Here is a 20,856-nt window from a genome sequence, read left to right as displayed (position 1 = left end):
GAGTAGATAAAATACGCCTATTAGAAGATGGTAAATGGAAAGATATTTTTTTGTTTAGTGATACTATTGTTTTTGATGGTGTGTATCATTGTGAATAGAACTTGGTAATTTAAGGGATTTAAACGAATGGCAGTAGGTAAGCAGGATGGGAAATTGGATTGTGAGGTTGAATTTTGGGAAGAGAGTGGAACTGTATAGGTGATGGAGTCTATCAGAAAAAAGAGGTGTCTGATTTTTCCTTGCGTCAAATTTATGAAAGTGGACAGGCGTTTCGATTCAAAGAAGTTGGAGAAGATGCTTTTTTGGTTGTTCATCTACAACATTGGGCAATTGTTTCTCAGCAAGGCAATACAATCACATTACAAAATGCAACGCTTGAAGAGTGTGAGGATGTATGGAATGGATACTTCGATTTGGAACGGGACTATCATGCTTTGAAACAATCTTTTTTGGGTTTGGATGATTATTTGGACAAGGCGATTGCGTTTGGAGAGGGACTTCGCATCTTAAATCAAGACATCTTTGAAATGATTATTACTTTTATTATTTCGGCAAACAACCATATTCCAAGAATCAAAAACAGCATAGCGAAACTTTGTGAATTTGCCGGAACACCGATTGGAGAGTATGACGAAGAGAGGATTTATGCTTTTCCAAGAGCTGAGAAGGTACAAACCCTTTCACAGGAACAGTGGGATCATATCAAGTTGGGATATCGGGAAAAATATATCAAGAAAACGGTAGATATGATTGTGAATCAAGAGCTTGACATAGCAAAGTTACCTTCGTTAGATACTTTGGAAGCGCAGAAGGAATTGATGAAGTTGTCGGGAGTGGGAGAGAAGGTTGCCGATTGCATTTTGTTGTTTTCTATGGCAAAATACGACGCATTTCCGATGGATACCTGGATGAAAAAGGTGATGCAACATTATTATCCTGATGAATCGATGAGTAACATCAGACGAGTACGAAGTTTGGGAGTGGAATTGTTCGGACCATTTGCAGGGATTGCTCAACAGTATCTGTTTTATTATGAAAGGGAGCAGAGTAAAAGGAGGAAGTAATGGACTTTCTAACAGGTTTCGGTTTGTTATATGCGATTACAGTTTGGTTTACGATTATCATTGTTTTTTTAGAGAACAGGGAGCCGGCTAAGACTGCACTTTGGATTATTGTATTGGCATTCTTACCCGGAATAGGATTTTTGTTGTACCTTTTGTTTGGCGAAAATATCCGTTCTAAACAGTATATTCGGGCACAACAGGTAGCTGAAAAATTCTTGGATTCCGATGAGTTGCAAGATGTGGTGCAATTTGAATATTTGGTCGATGAACAAAGAAAGTTAGCCGAATCGGAGATGATTTCTCAGTATGAGGATCAAAAAGTGATACGTTTGATTTTAAATGCAGGCGGACTTCCTGTTACCAAGAACAATCGTGTTACTTTGTTCAAAGAAGGAGTCTCAAAATTTCAGCATTTGTTGGAAGATATTGAACGTGCTGAAAAGCATATTCATATAGAATATTTCATTATCAAAGATTCGGAGATTGGAAGAAAGATTCGAGATGCCTTGATTCAAAAAGCAAAACAGGGAGTAGAGGTTCGTTTGATTTACGATGATATAGGTTGTAAAAACTTATACGGACATCCAAAGTTTCTACGTGAAATGAGAGAAGCCGGATGTGAGATTTCGTCTTATTTTTTGGCGAAATTTCCTTATATTTATCGAAATATCAATCGAAGAGATCACCGTAAGGTAGTGATTATTGACGGAAAAGTTGGTTATATCGGAGGAATTAACATAGGAGATGAGTATATTCACAAGAGCAAACAATTCGGCTTTTGGAGGGATACACATTTGAGGATAGAAGGAGATGCAGTTCACTCCTTACAACTCACTTTTTTACTTGCGTGGTATATGTTGACGGAAGAAAACATTCAGAGCATCGGACTCTTTCCAAAATTTGAACAAAAATCTGATGGTGCCGTTGTTCAAATTGCAAATTCTGAGGCAAGTACTCCACAAGAGACTATTTATCAGGCGTATTTTGCAGGAATCGGAAGTGCAGAAGAGACAATCTGTATTCAAACACCGTATTTTATTCCGGATGAATCGTTGCTCACTGCATTGAGGACAGCTTTACTATCAGGTGTAAAGGTCAAAATTATGTTTCCGTCCTTTGCAGATCATTTTTTGGTGTACCATGCGTCACATTCCTATTTAGAGGAAGTAATGGAGCTTGGCGCGGAAGTTTATTTTTACAAGAAAGGATTCCTCCATTCCAAAGTTTTGGTGATAGATCGTTCTTTTGCAAGTGTGGGAACATTGAATATGGATATTCGGAGTTTTTCAACCAATGCGGAAATCAATGCATTTTTGTATGATGACGATACTGTCAATGAGTTGTACGATATGTTTCAGGAAGATTTGAAAGATTGTATCAAGGTAGACTATCATCAGTACAAGAAAAAAGGATTGTTCAAAAAAATGTTGGAAGGATTTTGTCGGTTGTTTTCTCCACTGTTGTAGGGAAGGGATTTGAGAATGAAAGAGAGATTAAAAAAGCTAAAAGTTGCTGAGTTGAAAGAACTTGCATCGAATTGTGGCATTTCGATGAAAGAAAAGTACAAAAAAGATGAATTGGTTGTGATGATACTGGATGAGGTGAATGACGAAACGGTAAGACAGTATTTTGAAAAACAGGAGAACAGCACATTGCCGGAACAGGACGATGATATTTCGTCTTTGCCTCAGAAGGAGTCTTCTTTACAAGACCGGGAGATGAACGGTAACCGTCAAAATTTGTACGACAAACAAGAATATGAGAGAATCATTCAGGATAAAGATTCGGCAACGGCAGAAGGAATTTTGGAAATTCTTCCGGACGGATTCGGATTTTTACGAGGGCCGAATTATATTTCGACTGAAAATGATGTTTATGTCAGTCCGGCACAAATTAGACGATTTAATATGAAAACGGGAGATAAACTCCTTGGAATTGTTCGTCCAAAGACCAAAAATGAGCGTTTTGATGCACTTTTGTATGTCAAATCCGTCAATGGAATCAAACCGGATGTTGCTTCAAAAAGAAAAGATTTTGAGAAATTGGTTCCGATTTATCCGGACACAAGATTGAAACTGGAGAATCGTGATGTATCAACCTCCGTTCGTTTGGTGGATATTTTCACACCGATTGGAAAAGGACAACGGGGTTTGATTGTGGCACCACCGAAGGCGGGAAAGACAACTTTGCTCAAACAGATAGCCAATGCAATTTTGAAAAATTATTCCGAAGTGGAGTTGATTGTACTTTTGGTTGACGAACGACCGGAAGAAGTGACGGATATTCGTGAATCGGTACAAGCAGATGTGATTTCATCGACTTTTGATGAGTTGCCGTCCAACCATATCAAAGTAGCGGAGATGGTGTTGGCAAGAGCCAAAAATTTGGTAGAGCATGGAAGAGATGTCGTGATTTTGATGGACAGTATCACACGATTGGCAAGAGCGTACAATCTGACCATCGTTCCAACAGGCAGAACTTTATCGGGAGGATTGGATCCAGGCGCACTTTATGGGCCGAAGAAATTTTTTGGTGCAGCAAGAAATGTGCGTGATGGGGGTTCGTTAACGATTTTGGCAACTGCATTGATTGATACCGGTTCAAGAATGGACGATATGATTTATGAAGAATTCAAAGGAACCGGTAACATGGAACTTCATTTAGATCGCAAATTGGCAGAAAAAAGATTGTTCCCTGCGATGGATATCGATCGTTCCGGTACTAGAAAAGAAGAGCTGTTACTGGATGCAAAAGAATATGAGAAAATCTTGAAATTACGAAGAATTTTGTCCAACAAATCATCTCAAGAAGCAGTTGAAACAGTTCTTCGAGCAAATTATCTCGCAAAGGACATCGACGATTTGTTGGATAAAGTCTTATCCTACTATGAAAAATAAAGGATGTGTTATCTGTAGCATTGTGGTTTTTTCTATCGTTTTGTTATCTTACAGTCCGAAGAAAAAACGTTCAGTATCCTTAATAAGGTAAAATGTGGATAGAACCTTGGAATGCTGATTCTACAGATAGAATATGGTATCAAAAATGAAGCGGAGCAGTTGATAACAGGCGTGATATTATTCTTGATATGCAGTAGGAATTTGTAGAGGATGATGGAACTTTATTTTATATTCTATCTTCCAAAACAGGGGTTATTTTTGAGAAAAAATATGATATAATAAGTAGGAAATAATTTGATATGAATTTTTGAGATGAAGTTGTTTGATTTGATAAGGTATTTATTGAAAATATTTATGGTGAAACAACGTATTTTTCAAAAGACGAGTCATGTTAGAAAGAATGTTAAGCGTATTTCTTTGTACGCTGCCTATCATGATAGAAGGAGGACAAATTGAAACGAATTCAGACATTAAGAGAATATATGGGAAAGAATAACATTTCCGCAACTTGGGTTACAAAGCCTGAGGATATCTATTATTATAGCGGTTTCACGGGTTCAACCGGCTCTGCTTTGATTACGGAGGATGAGTTGTACTTCTTTGCAGACTTCAGATACACAAAACAAGTGTCTCAACAATGTGTAGGCTATACCATCAAAGAGGTTTCGGCAAATAAGAATACAATGGATCATCTGAAAGAATTGGTTGTTGGAACGTTGGCGTATGAAGATCAATATATGAGTGTTTCTGAATATAGTGCATTGAAATCGGCAATTCCGGAAGAGAGACTGGTTCCTTTAAAAAATACAATTACAGTATTGCGTGCAGTAAAGGATGAGGAAGAAATTGATAATTTAAGACAAGCTGCCGCTATCGCAGACAAAGGATTTCTTCATGTATTGGATATTGTGAAACCGGGAATGACTGAGAAAGAACTTGCTTTGGAGTTGGAGTTCTTTATGAGAAAGCAGGGAGCAAGCGGATTGTCTTTTACTACGATTGTAGCATCCGGAATTCGTTCTTCTATGCCACATGGGGTTGCAAGTGATAAGGTGATTGAAAAAAATGATATGTTGACACTGGATTTTGGTTGTATGTATAATGGATATTGCTCTGATATGACAAGAACTTTTGTAGTAGGAACTGCAGATGAGCGTCAAAAGGAACTTTATAACATTGTATTGGAAACACAGTTAAAAGTGTTGGAAGCAATCAAGCCGGGAGCACGTTGCAAAGAGATTGATGCTCTTTCTCGTGAAATTATCGGAGGATATGGATACGGCGAGTTCTACGGACATGGGTTAGGTCATGGGGTAGGTCTTGAAATTCATGAGCTTCCGGTGTTGAACGGGACTTCTGAATTTGTTTTGGAAGAAAATATGGTTGTGACGGATGAACCGGGTATCTACCTTCCTGATTTTGGAGGAGTGAGAATAGAAGATACTGTTTTGGTAACAAAAGACGGATATGACTTGATATCCAGATCAACAAAAGAGTTTATCGAAATAAAATAATGGAGGATTGAAAAAATGATTTCAGCGGGAGAATTTAGAAAAGGGATTACATTTGAAATGGACGGACAACCATACTTGATTGTAGATTTTCAACACGTAAAACCCGGAAAAGGTGCTGCGTTCGTTCGTACAAAGTACAGAAACTTGGTAACAGGAGTATTAAGGGAAGAAACTTTCAACCCAAATGATAAATATCCACCTGCACCAATCGAAACAAAAGAAATGGAATATCTATACAATGATGGTGAAATGTACTTTTTCATGGATAGCGAAACATACGATCAAGTTCCTTTGAACTATGAACAAGTAGAAGATGCAATTCGTTTCTTGAAAGAAAATGACAAAGTAGTGATTCGTTTCTACAAAGGAACTGCATTCCAAGTAGAAGCTCCAAACTTTGTAGAATTGACTGTTACAGAGACAGAACCTGGAGTAAAAGGAAACACTGCTACTAATGTAACAAAAAATGCCGTTGTTGAAACAGGTGCAAACATTCAAGTACCAATGTTTATCAACGAAGGTGACAAAATTAAAATTGATACTCGTACAGGAGAGTATTTATCTCGCGTATAGTTGAGTATCTTATAATTAGGTATGAAATGGAGAATCCATTTTTACAATATAATCAATAAAAGGAGAGATGAGCATGGAATATTTGAACGAAAGAGCTGCTTATTTAAGAGGTTTATGTGATGGGTTGGATATTTCAGGGGACACCAAAGAAGGAAAAATTATTTTGGAACTAATCGATTTAGTAGCTGATCTTTCTGATGCTTTGGTAGAACTAAGTGAAAACCAAGAGGAACTTGAAGAATATGTAGAATCAATTGATGAAGATCTTTCTGATTTGGAAGTGGATTTTTATGATATTGATGAAGAAGATGAATTCTACGATGACGATGATTACTTGGAAATGACTTGTCCAAGTTGTGGAACAGAAGTAGAAGTAAGTGGAGAAGATTTGGAAGATGAAACATTGACAGTTCATTGCCCTGAATGTGATGAAGTGTTGATTGAAAGTGTAGAAGAGTCTGAAGACGAAATTTAGTCAATTTTTTCGGAAATTTGAAAGAATGGTATTTTTGGAAAAGGGGAACTTGTTTGAGTTTCCCTTTTTTCAAAATAAAAGAGAGTCTGTTTGTTGAATGATGGTAACAATATGTGGATAAAAGTAAATAGGATGGCTGATAACAGCCCTTTTTGATAATCATATAAAAGATGAATTTGTGTGATTATCAAAGAAAAGAAGGAGTGATGATACCTTGAAGGAACTAAAAGAGTTTCAAAATAAAATCGGATATACTTTTCACGACGAAAAGTTACTTCGAGAAGCGTTGACCCACACTTCCTATATCAATGAAAATCGTAGCAAAAATTTGAGACCGAACGAGAGATTGGAGTTTTTGGGAGACAGTATTTTGGGAGTTGTGGTAAGTACCTATCTGTTCGAAAAGAGAAAGGACCTTCCCGAAGGAGAGTTATCAAAGATTCGTGCATCAATTGTATGTGAAGATTCTTTGCAACTGGTTGCTAAGAGATTAGATGCAGGCTCTTACATCTATATGGGTAAAGGAGAAGAAATGACAGGTGGAAGAACAAGACATTCCATCTTGGCAGATATGGTGGAAGCTTTGATTGCTGCTATTTATTTGGATGGTGGGATGAAAGCTGCCTCAAAATTTATTTTCTTATTCATGGAAGATGTGATGAAAAAAGCAACTAAGGGAGATATGGATAAGGACTATAAGACAAGACTTCAAGAAATTGTGCAACAAAAACCGGATCGTACTATAGAATATCGTGTGATTGGAGAAAAAGGACCGGATCATCGCAAAATATTTGTGGTAGAGTTGTTAGTAGACAAAAAACAGGTTGCAGTAGGAGAAGGATATAGCAAAAAAGAGGCAGAGAAACAAGCGGCAAAAAAAGCATTACAACTCATGTTGTCTTAAGGGGAAGAAATATGATGGGAAATGATAGGCAGAAAAAGATTACCATTCCAATCTTTGTACCTCACAAAGGATGTCCGAATGACTGCGTGTTTTGTAATCAGAGAAAGATTACGGGAATGGTAGAGGAGATGACAGTACCTCGTGCAAAAGCTACCATAGAAGAATTCTTGTCAGAAAAACGTGAAGATGCTTTTTATGAAATTGCATTTTTTGGGGGTAGTTTTACGGCAATTTCAGATGTGAGGAGAGTAGAGTTGTTGCAACTGGCTCATAAATATATTTTGACCGGAGAAGCGAAGTCCATTCGTATCTCCACAAGACCGGATGCGATTGATGAGATGATATTGGAAGAGTTGCAACGATATGGAGTTGAAGTGATAGAATTGGGAGTCCAATCTTTGGATGAAAGAGTATTGCAAGAGAGCAATCGAGGACATGATACCGCTTGTGTTTATCGTAGCGCAAAACTGATTCGAAACTATGGATTTCAGCTGGGATTGCAGATGATGATCGGACTTCCGTTTGACAGTGAAGAAACAGTTTGGTTTACAGCAAATGAATTTGTCAAAATCAAGCCGGATATGGTACGAATTTATCCAACTTTGGTGGTAGAGGATACGGAGCTTGCCACTTGGCTGAAAGAGGGAACATATCAAGCTCTTTCGGTAGAACAAGCAGTGGAACAGGCGAAAAAGTGCAAGGTTCTTTTTGCTTGTCATGATATTCCGGTGATTCGAATGGGATTGCAGGCGACAACAGAAATACAGGAAGGTAGTTCCGTTTTGGCAGGACCATTTCATCCATCGTTCGGAGAAATGGTCTACTCTGCTATTTATCAGGATTTTTTGGAAGAAAAATATTGGTGGAGAAAAGAAGAGGAACAAAGAGAGTTGATGTTTTACGGACGATTGTTAGATGACGATACCGTTGTAAAAGTTACTGTACCAAAAAGACAAATTTCTTGTTGGATTGGTAATCATGCAAGTGTCAAACAATACTTCCAAAAAAAATATTCCGTTTCATTACAGGTAATGGGAGAAATAAGAGAAACTGTTAGATTGTATGGAAGAGAGTATTGTGAGAAAGAAATCTTTGAGGTAGTGTTGCAAAAGTATTTAGAAGAAAAAGAATGAATGATATGCAGTAGAATGGGATAGTTTACGAAACTGAATTCAATTACCATAATCGTAAATTGGAACAATGCTCCTTTCGTGATACTTGAATCAGCACATTGATGTAAGGGAAAATAAGAGTACGGATAGTAGTTAGAATGAAGAGAATAATTGAAATAGATAGAAGTATTAGAAGAGATGAACGATAGAAATGAATTTCTTTGAAAAAAGATGAGGTGTCATAGGTATTGAAATTAAAGTCGATTGAACTAAAGGGCTTTAAATCCTTTCAAAACAAAACAAAAATAGTGTTTCCCGTAGACGGTTTGGTGAGTATTGTGGGTCCGAACGGAAGCGGTAAGAGCAATGTGCTGGATGCTTTTCGTTGGGTGCTTGGAGAACAGAGTGCCAAAACGCTACGTGGTGAAAAAATGGAAGATGTTATTTTTTCGGGGACACAGTTTAAAAAACCGTTAAATATGTGTGAAGTGGAGATTGTGTTTGATAACAGTAGCCATACACTTGATTTGGATTATGATGAAGTGAGTATTCGCCGAAAAGCGTATCGAACAGGAGAGAGCAGTTTTTATATCAATAACAAATCTTGTCGATTGAAAGATATTCGGGAGTTGTTTATGAACTCCGGTATCGGACGGGAAGGGTACTCCATTGTAGGACAGGGTAAGGTAGATGAAATTGTAAATGCAAACTCTCAAGAAAGACGAAAAATATTTGAAGAAGCTTGTGGTATTACAAAATATCGATATAAAAAAGAAGAAAATGAACGAAAACTCTCTCGTGTCAAGGAGAATTTGGATAGAATCGACGATGTATATGCAGAAATAGAGCGTCGAGTGTTGCCGTTGGAGAAAGAAAAAGAAAAAGCGGAGCAATATTTTTTGCTCAAAAAAGAGCTGAAAACTTCTGAATTGAATTTGATTTTGAAAGAAACAGAAGGAATTGTGGAACAGATTCAATCGGATGAAGAGGAATTACATCAAAGAGAGCAGGAACGATTGTCCAAAGAGTTGCAATTGAGTGAGTTGCAAGTGCAGAAAGAAGAACAGGACAATCTTCGAAAAGAACAGGAAAAGTTGCAGAAACGGATGCAACAACAGTTGATAGAGAAAGAAGAGCAACAAAAGAGCTTGGATTACAATATTCTAAAAAATGATGAAATTGTAAAGTCAATCCATATACAGGAAACGTATTTGAAAAATGAATTGATTTCCTTGGAGAACGATATTGTTCGATTGAAAGAAGATAGAAAGAAGCAAGAACTCCTGTTACAACAAAAACAAGAGGAAGGTAAAGAAAAGCAACAACAACTTGAAAAAATGACTTCTAAAGAAGGAGAGGTTGTTTCTTATTTTAGAGAATTGGAAGAACGAATCAAAGAAGAACAAAAGTTATTTTTTGATAAAACAAGTCAAAAAAATGTACTTTTATCAAAAAAAGAACAACTTGAAATGCAACAGAAGGAATCTAAGACAGAAGAAACGGAGCATGAGAGTAGAAAAACAGAGTTGGAGGCAGAGAGATTCCAAGTTGTTCAAGAATTGGAAAAAAGCTGTCATGTATTAGAAATTGTACATGCAGAACAGATGTGTTTAGAACAGAATTTTCGTGAATTAAGAGAAAAAATGGAATCCTACAAAAAACAGATAGATTCTTTAACCGGAGAGTACAATGCATTTCAAGTGGAAGTCAATACCTTAGATTCCAAACGAAAAATGCTTGAAACGATGCAAAGAGAGTATGAAGGAATGCCACACGCAATTAAGCATCTGATGAAGGATTCCAAGTTGGACGGTATCTATGATGTTGTAGCAAATTTAATTGATATCGATAAAAAATATGAAACAGCGATTGAGTCGGCTTTGGGAAGTGCAATCTATCATATTGTTGTAGAGGACAGTTTTGTTGCAAAAAAAGCAATTCAGTTTTTGAAAACAAAGCAGTTGGGTAGAGTGACGATGCTTCCGATACAGAATATGAAGTCGAAATATCCGCATAGTGGTGCAAAACACGAAACTTTTGCAAATCAAGTAGTACGTGTAAACCCTAAATATCAAACGGTAATTGATTCGTTGCTAGGGCGAACGATTTTGTGTGATACCATTGACCAAGCGATTGAAACTTCTAAAAAATATGACTATCAGTACAAAATTGTGACCTTGGAGGGAGATATCTTTAATGCAGGAGGTTCCGTAACAGGCGGTTATCGTTCTAAAAAGGTAAACTTGCTTGCAAACAAGAGGTTGCAAAAAGAACAAGAGGCACTCTTTTTGCAAAAACAACAACAATTATCAGAGTTAGAAAAGAAACGAGAACAGTTGTTGGAAGAAGAAAAAGATGCTTGGCAACATCAACAATTATTGTGGAATCAGTTGGAGGAGAAGAAGAAACAAAAGGAAGAAATACAATTTCAGAAACACCAACGGGAACAAAAAGAAATAGAGTTAGCACGCAGAATTCAAGAAAAAATTAGTCTGTTGCAGCAGTTGAGAGAAAAGCAAGAACAACGTAACATTCAAATAGTATCATTTGAGCAAGAGATTGCCAAACTGGAAGAAGAACAGAAGGTTCATGAAAATTTAATTTTAGCCAAAGAACAGGAAAAAACCGGTTTTGAACAACAGAAACAATTACATGGGAAAGAATTGGAAACCCTCCGTTTAGATGCTATTTCATTACTTCGTCAAATAGAAGGATTACAACATACGATTCAAATTCAGACAGATAATTTGGAGTCTGTTTCCAGACAGATTACTGAAAGAAAACGACAAGAACAAGAGAATCAAGAGAGAGTTGCCAAACTTATAGCAGAACAAGAGAAATTTTCTTTGGAGAAGAAGAAGATACAGGAAGAGAGTATCGTTTTGCAACAGCAGGTGGCTGAATTGGAAAATAAGGAACAAACAAAGCTTGCAGTCGAACAACAGTTGGAAGAAAGAATAAAACAGTTGGAAAGTGAACAACTGAAAGAGATGAGAGCCACATTTGAATTGGAGAAACAACTCAATAAAAATAAAATGATTATTGAGCATTACAATGAAAAATTGGAAGAGGACTATCATCTTGAAATCAGTCAAATTCAAGCATTTTACGATGAGAATGCAAACACGAAAAAGACCTATATCCAAGAGTTGAGAAGAAAAATAGATTCTTTAGGAAATGTAAATCTGAATGCTATTGAAGAGTATGCCGAAGTAAAAGAACGATATGAATTCTATCGAGAACAAAAGCGTGATTTGGCAGAGGCGATGGAAACAACGGAGAAAGTTATTTCAGAGTTACAGTACACGATGTCAAAGGAGTTCAAACAGGAATTTGCAGAAATCAATCGTTGTTTTCAACATACATTCCGTGCTTTGTTTGGAGAAAGCGGAACAGCAGAATTAGTGTTGGTAAACGAAGAAGATCTACTCCATTCCGAAATTGAAATTAAAGCACAACCACCCGGAAAAAAAATTAAGAGTATTGCAGCGATGTCAGGTGGAGAAAAAGCATTGACGGCAATTGGAATTGTGTTTGCAATTCTGATGAGAAAACCTGCACCGTTCTGTTTCTTGGATGAGATTGATGCACCTTTGGATGATATCAATGTCCATCGGTTTAATGAATTTTTGAGTCATCTGTTAGAAGACACGCAGTTTGTAACAATTACACATCGACGTGGAACGATGAAGTCATCCAAATATATCTATGGAGTGACCATGGAAGAAAAAGGAATTTCTAAATTGTTGAGTATGGAATTACAAGAAGCGGGAGATTTTATTGAAGAATAGAAAGTCGGATGGAATCGGACGAAACATAAGATAGAAAATCGTAAAAGAAAGGAAAATACAATATGTTTAAGAAATGGTTTTCGTTTGGAAAAAATGATGAAGAAAACAATAATACAGAAGAGAAAACAACAGACGATATCTTAGAAGAGCAAGAAAAAGTATCGGAAGAATTGGAAGATAGTGCAGAAGAGCAAGCAGAAGAAGTGGAAGAATTGGAAGATACTGCAGAATACCAAGCAGAAGAAGTGGAAGAATTGGAAGATGGTATCGAAGAAGGAACAGAAGAACCTGGCAAGAAAGGTTTTTTTGCACGCTTAAAAGAAGGTCTTTCAAAGACAACGCAAAACATTACGGGAAAGATAGATCAAATGCTTGGAAATTACACTAAAATTGATGATGATATGTTGGAAGAATTGGAAGAAATTTTGATTACATCTGATGTGGGATATGAAACAACGATAGAGATTGTGGAGAGATTACGTCAAAATTTAAAAGCAAAATTGATTGATGATCCTGCAAAAGTGAAACCGGAATTACAACTTGTGATTGAAACGATGTTACAAGAAAATCAAGAAGGATTAAGAATCGACGAATCTCCAAGTATCTTAGTGGTAGTAGGAGTGAACGGAGTTGGAAAGACAACTTCGATTGGGAAGTTAGCACATCAAATCAAAGGACAAGGAAAGAGCGTGTTGCTTGCAGCTGCCGACACTTTCCGAGCGGCGGCGGCAGATCAACTTACGATATGGGCAGAAAGAGCAGGCGTAGATATTGTGAAACATCAAGAGGGAGCAGATCCATCTGCAGTTATCTTTGATGGAATTCATGCAGCGAAAAAAAGAAACATTGATGTATTGATTTGTGATACGGCAGGACGATTGCATAATCGTAAAAATTTGATGCAGGAATTGGGAAAAATCTTTAAGATTATAGAGCGTGAATATCCTGAGGCAAATAAAGAAGTACTTTTAGTCATTGATGCTACAACAGGACAAAACGCGATGAATCAGGCAAAAGTATTCCAAGAAGTAGCACCTTTAAGTGGGATTATTTTGACAAAATTAGACGGAACGGCAAAAGGTGGAGTTGTGTTGGCAATCAGTCAAGAATTGAAAATACCGGTAAAATTTATTGGAGTTGGAGAAAAGATTGATGATTTACAAATGTTTGATGCATCCTCTTTTGCAGAAGCAATGATTGGAGAATAGTATAGATTTCTAAAAAATAAAATGATTTGAAAAGACATCGACGGATAAAATGTTGATGATAGGAAACAGTAAGAAATGATGTTTCTTTAAGTACCTTATATTTTGATATATTCTTACGATTTTATTACAAAACCGTAAGAATATACATATTCGTTTTGTTTTGTAGTATAATCAAGGTGTCTTGATTGACAAGACCGAAAGTTGTTTCTTAGGAAAAGGGAGGGTTTTGCATGAAGAAAAGGATAGTGGCCGTTGCAACGATACTTGCAGTTTCTTTAACAGGAACCGCGTTTGCTGCAACAAGTGCGTTAAATGGGGTGTTTGCCGGGAAATATGTATATGTAGTGAACGGACAAACGAAAACAATGGGAGCAGAGTATCAAACTTTGGAATACAAAAATAGTGTATACGTACCGGTTCGTTTTGTATCGGAAGCACTGGGATTGAAGGTACAGTATGTGCCAAAAGGAAAAGTTATCAATATCACTTCTCCACAGAAACCGATAGCACAAACTTCATATATCACAACCAATGATAAAATTCGTTCATTGGAAGAAAAGGTAAAGAAATTAGAACAAGAAAATGCACAGTTGAAACAAACTATTAAGGACAATAAAACTTCAGTAGAAAAAGAATTTTTGAAAAAAACAACAAATCAGCATTTGGATGCAATACCTGTTTCTCAATTGGACGATAATGTTAAGATTTCAATCAAGGGATATGGTTTTGATAATGGCGACACAGACTTGTATTTGAATCTTCGTGTTGAAAATGTTAATGATAGCGGTGACTCATTCCAACTTTCTCCTGCAGAAACAACAATTTCTGTGAATGGAAAAGAATATAATGGAACTTCATACAACGGTGGCTTGTTACTCTACAATTTATTGAGCAATAAGAAAGACTATGTGGATGGAGCAGTTATATTCAAAGGAATTGATCGCTCTAAAGAAAATGAAGAGTATCTGGTTCGTTTTGTATATTTGGATGGATCAGGGGAAAAGAAACAAACAATTGTTACTCGTTTTAAATTAAAATAAAGTATGTTACGAAAAGAAAGGGAGAATATCATGAAAAAAAGAACGAATGTATTTGTAGCAACAGCATTGAGTTTAGCTCTACTACCAACATCTGTATTTGCTTCTACTCTAACTGTAAGTAATGAAACAGCAAAACAAGGAACTGTTGTTCCGTTCCGAGCAGTTTTGAGTGCAGATTCTGCAGACATTGTGAAACAAGGGATTGTGACCATTTCAATAGAAGATGGCTCTTTTGTTGCAAAGGACAGTAAAGTATTTTTAGGAGAAAAAGAAATTACAAATAATGTATCCGTTTTTGAAAAAAGTATTTTGTGGAATGTGACAAACGACGATGTGGATGCTATCAAAAGAGGAGATAAAATTAGAGTTACAGGAATGGTAGATACACAAGGAGTTGGTTCAAAGAAATTGACAGTAGATGCCAATGCAATCGGTCTTGGAGTAGATACAAAAGTATTTGCAACAATGACAGAAGAAGATACCACTTTTGTGAAAGTGCTTGAAAAAGCTCCATCTGTAGGATATCAAAGAGATTCTTTGAAATTTGCACAAACTGTAGTAGCAGTAAAATCCGGTGAAGAAGTGACAGCTACACTTCCTGACGGAATGGTTTGGGATGAAACAGAAATGAAAAAAGATGCTTCTTTGAAGAATGCGACTATTGTGTCTGTGAAGAAAAATGTTTTGGTATTGAAAGCTGATGCAGGAGCAACACAAGTGTTTGTGAAACCAAATGTACTTGTACCGGAAGATGCTGCAAAAGGTGATGTAACTGTAGAATTCAGTTCTAAAGACAGAAAAGCATCTGCAGTATTGGCAGTTGTGGAAGAATACCAAGTAAGTATGACTGTAAAAAAAGGAACAAAGAAAGAATTTGCTAACAAAAAACAAATTCCGGTAACTGTTGAGTTGACATCCAAAGGTGGAAAACTTCCAAAAACATCTTATGTAGACTTCAAGTTGAATGGTGGAGTTGCTACTGTGGAAGCTGTTGGAGCAAAAGAAACAGGAGATAAAGCAAAAATTACAAAAGAAGTAGAAAAATTTGCATTCCGTACGAATGATGAAGGTAATGTAATGCAATTAAATCTTCTTGTAACACCAAACAAAGGCAGTAAAGTAGTGACTTTAGATGCAGAACTTAGAAATGCATCAGCAAAAGTTGATTTGATGGAAGTAGTAGAACCCGTTACTGTAAAAAAAGCAGCAAAAACAATTCAAGGTGGACGATTGAATGAAGAAGTAGGGGATATCGTATTAGAAGAATCTGATGTAAGAGCATTAGAAGCAGGTGAAGTATATGTTCTTAAAGTGAAAGACAGTAAATTAAATCCTGTAATTTTCGCTGATGGTGCAAAGGTAGATGCAAAAAATATTGTTGTAAAAAATTTCGGTTTAACAAAAACAGATGATGCAATTCAATTTACAGTAGATCGTGCATCTTCAGGTTCTAATAAGGGAGTAGTTACAATCTCCGGATTGAAAGTTTCTACACAAAGAACAATTGCAAATGGAAACTATAAAGCCGGATTATATAAAGTAGTGAAAGCCGGTAACGAAAAAGAAGAAGTTGTATTGAATGACGGAAAACGTTATGGATTGGAAGAGTTGACATCATTTGAACTGTTTACTATCGGTACAGAACAGGCGAAGAAAGAAACAATCTTCACATTAGGTTCTAAGAAATATACAGTAGAAGGAACAGAAAAAGAATTAGAAACTGCTGTATACACAAGAGCAGGTTACACGATGTTACCAATGAGAGTTGTTGCCGAAACAATCGGAGTAAATGTTGCTTGGGACAATACAAATAAAATAGCAACTTTCACAAAAGGTGATGTAGTTGTAAAAGTTGCTCCTGGTAAAACGGTATTGAACAAAAATGGAGTAGATGTCAAAATGAATACAGCAAGTGAAAATGTAAACGGCAGATTGTTCTTACCATTGAGCTCCTTAGGAGATGCATTCGGTTTGGAACGTGGTCAAGGATATGATTGGTTGCCTGCAACAAAACAAGTAGTAGTAAGATACTAGTTTCATTAGCAAGCTATTTTGAGTGAGAGGAGAACATCCTCTCACTTTTTATAGAATCATTTCGATAGACTACCTTCTGTAAAGAGAATCTGAACAAATCATTGGTTACAAAAATGTATTGTTACAGCAATCTAAAAATAATCTGAGAATGCCTATTTATTACAAATATTCCACGATTTTTTTGATCGAACGGAGTATTATAGTATTGGTACAATGATATGTATATAGATGTGAGATTAGAACAAGAAACCATGATAGTGTTGGAGCTAGAATCATAAGTTTGGGAGGAATTATCTTGAAAAGAAAATGTGTGTTAGTAACACTGGTATTTACGATGGCACTCACTTCGATAGGATTTGCACAAACGAAACAAGTGCCGAAGACATTGAGTTATGAGAAAGCGGTAGAGTTGGCAATTAAGAATAGTTTGGACATAAAACAAATAGATAGAAAGCTTCAAAAAATAGAAACAACAAATAAAGAATTGGACAAAAAATCTGAACGGTTAAGTATTCCGGGAATTGATTATCCCGAAAAGGAAGACGATTGGAATCAATTGTTGTATTCGTTAGAAAAAGAAGATAAAGAAAAGAAGTTGAATGAGTTTAGTGCGAGGTATACCAAACGCATGTTGGAAGATACCATTCGAAACTTGTTTCATAGTATAGAATTCTCTGTGTTAGACTTACAAGATTACGATCAACAGATACAATTAAAACAAAAAGAACTTCAAATTGCAAAAGTGAGATATTCTGTCGGCAAGATAAGTCGATATGACTATGATTTAATCAAAACTTCTTTGGAAGGGATGAAACGAACAAAGGAACAAAAGAGATTGGAATTACAAAAACAAAAATTAGAGTTGAATAAGTATTTGAGATTAAACAATTTGGATGAATACACATTGGTTTCCATTCCATATCAATATCAGCCGATTACCTTAACGGATGCAGAGTTGAATTCTCACGCAGTGAGAGCTTCTCATACCAATATGGATGTTGTTGCAAAGGAAAATGGAATTTCTCTCCAACAGTTGTTGATTGATCAAAACCTTGTTTTGGGAAATCGAAAAATTCAACAAGAAGATGTGTATATTGCAAATACTGAAAATCTTAAGTTGAAGGAAGATATTCGTGAGGGCGTCAAACGTGAGTATGCCAATCTGAAATTGACAGAGGAAAGAATAGAGCTTCTGTTATATAGAAAAGAAGTCATGAAACAGGAACTTCAAAATGATATGGTTCGTTTGAAATATGGAAAAATCTCAAAATTCAGTATTGAAGAAAAGAAAATGCAACTTAGCGAATTGGAACGTCAATATACAGAGTCCGTCAAAGAGTATGAATTGGCAAAAATTCATTTTCAAAATTTGTATGTAAGCGGATCAAATTTATAGAAATGACAGTTTATAAAAGAAGAAAGAGAAGTGCTGAAAAGTACAGCTGAATGTAGGGACAGTGTGTTCTTTGGATTTAGCTTCAGGAAATGATCAGTGCTTCTCTTTTTTATTTTCTACCTTTTCCACAATATGTTCCATAACATATAGACATTACTTATAATTATGGTGTATATTCTATATAAAAAATATCGATATTCTGATTCAATCATGTCTTCCTATAGAAAAAAGACAAGTTTCAGTATAGTATATTTCATATAGAGGAATTGAATGAATGAGAACAATAAAGTATAATATTATAATATAGAGTTGACAATTATGATTTGCTATTGTCATATGCTGATTTATGATATGCAATTTAATTTGACTGTTTTATGAGTCTAAGATTGAGAATAGATAGTTCTTTCACATTTGAATTCATAACAATCACATTTACATAAGGAATGAATTGTTGTTTCAAGAAGTATTTTATTATGATATAATAATTATTATAATATATTTAACTAATAATGATTATGAATGACAATCAGATAGAGAATAAAATGGATAGAGTTGAAAAGAGAGAACAATAAAGGAGGATATCAAGAAATATGAAACATCATCCGGAAGAAAACAATTCGATAGAGAATGGAACGAATGTGGAGTTAACGAAGAATCAACCGTCACTAAATAAAGAAGACATGGTGGAGTTGGATGAATGGGGAAGTTTTATGGACATCGAACGAGACGGCGACAGTTCTGCAAAAAAGACGGATTCTGATAAAGTGGAACTTTATTTGCAAAAAGAAGGAGAAACTTCATCAAGCAGTTCTGTAGAAAAATCTATTGTCGATGATAATAAAGAGAACACAACTAAGTTACAATCTGAGAAAGCCATGAGTGAAGAAGAGGAATTGTTTCATGATGACGACAAAGAGGATGACGATGAACTCAGTTTTTTAGAGAGAACTAAGAAGAAAAAAGAGAGATTATTACATGAAAGACAACGCAAGACCTACATTTTTTTGAAAACCGGAACAAACTGGTTATCTTTTCTTCCGTTGATTCTTTTGATAGTATGTTTGCCTTGGGTTTCTTACGTAATATCTCCTGACAGTACTTTGAAAATTTTTCAAAAATGGTCGGGAGATACACCGTCAGATTATCTCTTGTATCAAAAATCTCTTTGGTTGTTGATCAGTCTTCCGATTTTTGCATTATTAGGATTCTTCTACCAAAGAAAGATGGAAAGAAAAAGAGATATTATCCTAAGAGTAGAGTTTCTGTGTTTGATAGGGTATATCATCTTAATGCTTATTTCAACAGTGGTATCAAGATATACAAGCACCGCCTTATGGGGAGCTGAAGAACAACGAGAAGGAATCTTTGTGTTGATAGGGTATGTGATACTTTGTTTCTCTGCTGTTTCACTCTATCGTAAGGAAAAGGATTATAGGGTAGTTTTTTGGTCATTGTCCATTTTGGTAGGAATTTTGACAGTGTTCTTAGTCACAAGTGCTATAGAATATGATTTCTCTCATTTTGAGTTACTACAAGCATGGAGAGAAAATCCTGCTTTGAATGACCTTTCATCAGAAAAGGTTCAGTCCATGGACTTATTTGCACTGACGCTACAGCATACAGAGTTAGGAACATTGTGCGCATTGTTGCTACCGTTCTTTACTGTGATGGCCATTTTCAGAAAAGAAAGAACAATACGTTTTGTATCGATTGTGATGACAATTTGTTCCTGTATCCTGTTGTTTTTCAGTGCGTCAAAATCAGGACTTGCCGGATTAGTTGTAGCAATTTTAGTATTTCTTGTGACATCTGTTCGTAAAGTGATAAAACATTATAAGCAGACACTTGGAGTCATCGCCGCATTTACGGTCTTCTGTGCCGGAGCTGCTATTGCAACAAATGGAGATGTTTTTTTGAAAGGGGCTGAATTGAGAGACGATTTTTACAATCTGTTTAAAAATCAAAATAATGTGGATTTTCATGACGATATTCCTATCAGAAAGGTTTCTGTAGATGGTAAGAGAGTGTTTTTCATCATGCAACAGGAAGTGTTGGAAGTAGATAACACAACACCTGCAGTTAACTGTTTTGATGAAACAGGGCAATATATTGAATTTCAAAAAGAGGATACAGAGCGCTATGTAACGAAGGATTCTCGCTTTACAGACTATTCTTTTACAACAGAATATATTGGAACTATGGATCAAGGCAAAGTTGAAAAAAGAAAAATTATGAGGTTGTATTACCGGAACAAACCGATTTTTATTATAAATTTGGCGGGATTACCACAAAAAGCATTCTTGGATACAGAATATAAAAACTTGGATGTCATGGAGGCACCTTTCTTTGGTTTTGAAGGAAAAGAAAAATTTGCAAACAATAGAGGTTATGTGTGGTCAAGAACGATACCGTTGTTAAAGGACAGAATTTGGATAGGTTCAGGAGCCGGAAGTTTTTCCAAAGAGTTTCCGCAGGGAGATGTTTTGGCAAAATGGTATGTATATGGGACGCCGAATGTTACGATTGATAAAGCGAATAGTTGGTATCTACAAACGGGAGTGGAACAAGGACTGCTGGCGTTATTGCTTTGTATCATAGTATTTTTGTTCTATTTTGTAGAAAGCGTTACTCTTTATATTTTTAGAAAAGAATATAATATTACAGAAACTTTCGGATTGGCAATCTTTATCGGTCTGGTAGGATATAGTGCCGATACCTTCTTTGTGAGCACATCCATATCGGTAGCGCCGTTATTTTGGTGTTTGTTTGGGTTCGGTTTGGGAGCAAACTACTGGGTTAGAAGAATACGAGAACAAAATGTATCAGAATAAACATTGATATAAAATAA

Annotated in this window: 14 protein-coding genes; all 14 read left to right on the top strand. The window is 36.0% G+C overall.

Translation table 11 applies throughout. The annotated features are described in order from the left end of the window. The first annotated feature begins 173 nt into the window (after positions 1-173). The 14 genes from ACO5GE_RS00855 (at position 174) to ACO5GE_RS00790 (ending at position 20,839) form a co-directional block, all read left to right on the top strand. Positions 174-1,064, top strand: a complete 891-nt coding sequence (locus tag ACO5GE_RS00855; protein WP_484829028.1) for a DNA-3-methyladenine glycosylase family protein — start codon at positions 174-176, stop codon at positions 1,062-1,064. After that, entirely contained in the window at positions 1,064-2,530 is a 1,467-nt protein-coding gene (cls, locus tag ACO5GE_RS00850) for a cardiolipin synthase (protein WP_484829027.1), read from the top strand. The genes ACO5GE_RS00855 and cls overlap by 1 nt, the downstream gene beginning before the upstream one ends. A gap of 15 nt (positions 2,531-2,545) precedes the next feature. Then, a complete protein-coding gene (gene rho / locus ACO5GE_RS00845; RefSeq protein WP_484829026.1) occupies positions 2,546-3,961 on the top strand; it encodes a transcription termination factor Rho in 1,416 nt (471 codons plus the stop codon). 452 nt (positions 3,962-4,413) lie between these two features. Next, positions 4,414-5,475: a M24 family metallopeptidase gene (locus ACO5GE_RS00840; protein WP_484829025.1), complete on the top strand. Its 1,062-nt coding sequence runs from the start codon at positions 4,414-4,416 to the stop codon at positions 5,473-5,475. Positions 5,476-5,490: 15 nt separating this feature from the next. Next, entirely contained in the window at positions 5,491-6,048 is a 558-nt protein-coding gene (efp, locus tag ACO5GE_RS00835) for an elongation factor P (protein ID WP_484829024.1), read from the top strand. A 73-nt stretch (positions 6,049-6,121) separates the two neighbouring features. Beyond that, the gene (locus tag ACO5GE_RS00830; protein ID WP_484829023.1) at positions 6,122-6,523 is read left to right on the top strand and encodes a CD1247 N-terminal domain-containing protein; all 402 of its coding nucleotides are present in this window, start codon (positions 6,122-6,124) and stop codon (positions 6,521-6,523) included. Positions 6,524-6,737: 214 nt separating this feature from the next. Beyond that, positions 6,738-7,427: a ribonuclease III gene (rnc, locus tag ACO5GE_RS00825; protein WP_484829022.1), complete on the top strand. Its 690-nt coding sequence runs from the start codon at positions 6,738-6,740 to the stop codon at positions 7,425-7,427. Positions 7,428-7,438: 11 nt separating this feature from the next. Then, positions 7,439-8,560, top strand: a complete 1,122-nt coding sequence (locus tag ACO5GE_RS00820; protein ID WP_484829021.1) for an elongator complex protein 3 — start codon at positions 7,439-7,441, stop codon at positions 8,558-8,560. A 227-nt stretch (positions 8,561-8,787) separates the two neighbouring features. Beyond that, the gene (gene smc, locus ACO5GE_RS00815; protein ID WP_484829020.1) at positions 8,788-12,330 is read left to right on the top strand and encodes a chromosome segregation protein SMC; all 3,543 of its coding nucleotides are present in this window, start codon (positions 8,788-8,790) and stop codon (positions 12,328-12,330) included. Positions 12,331-12,392: 62 nt separating this feature from the next. Continuing rightward, complete coding sequence (gene ftsY, locus ACO5GE_RS00810) at positions 12,393-13,538, top strand: signal recognition particle-docking protein FtsY (RefSeq protein ID WP_484829019.1); 1,146 nt, start codon at positions 12,393-12,395, stop codon at positions 13,536-13,538. 230 nt (positions 13,539-13,768) lie between these two features. Then, a complete protein-coding gene (locus ACO5GE_RS00805; protein ID WP_484829018.1) occupies positions 13,769-14,578 on the top strand; it encodes a stalk domain-containing protein in 810 nt (269 codons plus the stop codon). 30 nt (positions 14,579-14,608) lie between these two features. Then, on the top strand, positions 14,609-16,612 hold the full coding sequence (locus tag ACO5GE_RS00800) for a stalk domain-containing protein (RefSeq protein ID WP_484829017.1): 2,004 nt from the start codon (positions 14,609-14,611) through the stop codon (positions 16,610-16,612). A 295-nt stretch (positions 16,613-16,907) separates the two neighbouring features. Further along, positions 16,908-18,008, top strand: a complete 1,101-nt coding sequence (locus ACO5GE_RS00795; protein WP_484829016.1) for a TolC family protein — start codon at positions 16,908-16,910, stop codon at positions 18,006-18,008. Between the two features lie 590 nt (positions 18,009-18,598). After that, entirely contained in the window at positions 18,599-20,839 is a 2,241-nt protein-coding gene (locus tag ACO5GE_RS00790; RefSeq protein ID WP_484829015.1) for an O-antigen ligase family protein, read from the top strand. Positions 20,840-20,856 lie beyond the last annotated feature (17 nt).

The organism is Filifactor sp. (assembly GCF_057248345.1).
Note: the sequence above shows the minus strand (reverse complement) of the source record. Positions and strands in the feature narration are given on the sequence as shown.

What these genes read in the sequence shown, in the direction of transcription:
- cls (WP_484829027.1), top strand. Translation starts at nt 1,064, where the DNA reads ATGGACTTTCTAACAGGTTTCGGTTTGTTATATGCGATTACAGTTTGG.
- rho (WP_484829026.1), top strand. Translation starts at nt 2,546, where the DNA reads ATGAAAGAGAGATTAAAAAAGCTAAAAGTTGCTGAGTTGAAAGAACTT.
- efp (WP_484829024.1), top strand. Translation starts at nt 5,491, where the DNA reads ATGATTTCAGCGGGAGAATTTAGAAAAGGGATTACATTTGAAATGGAC.
- ACO5GE_RS00830 (WP_484829023.1), top strand. Translation starts at nt 6,122, where the DNA reads ATGGAATATTTGAACGAAAGAGCTGCTTATTTAAGAGGTTTATGTGAT.
- ACO5GE_RS00820 (WP_484829021.1), top strand. Translation starts at nt 7,439, where the DNA reads ATGATGGGAAATGATAGGCAGAAAAAGATTACCATTCCAATCTTTGTA.
- ftsY (WP_484829019.1), top strand. Translation starts at nt 12,393, where the DNA reads ATGTTTAAGAAATGGTTTTCGTTTGGAAAAAATGATGAAGAAAACAAT.
- ACO5GE_RS00805 (WP_484829018.1), top strand. Translation starts at nt 13,769, where the DNA reads ATGAAGAAAAGGATAGTGGCCGTTGCAACGATACTTGCAGTTTCTTTA.
- ACO5GE_RS00800 (WP_484829017.1), top strand. Translation starts at nt 14,609, where the DNA reads ATGAAAAAAAGAACGAATGTATTTGTAGCAACAGCATTGAGTTTAGCT.
- ACO5GE_RS00790 (WP_484829015.1), top strand. Translation starts at nt 18,599, where the DNA reads ATGAAACATCATCCGGAAGAAAACAATTCGATAGAGAATGGAACGAAT.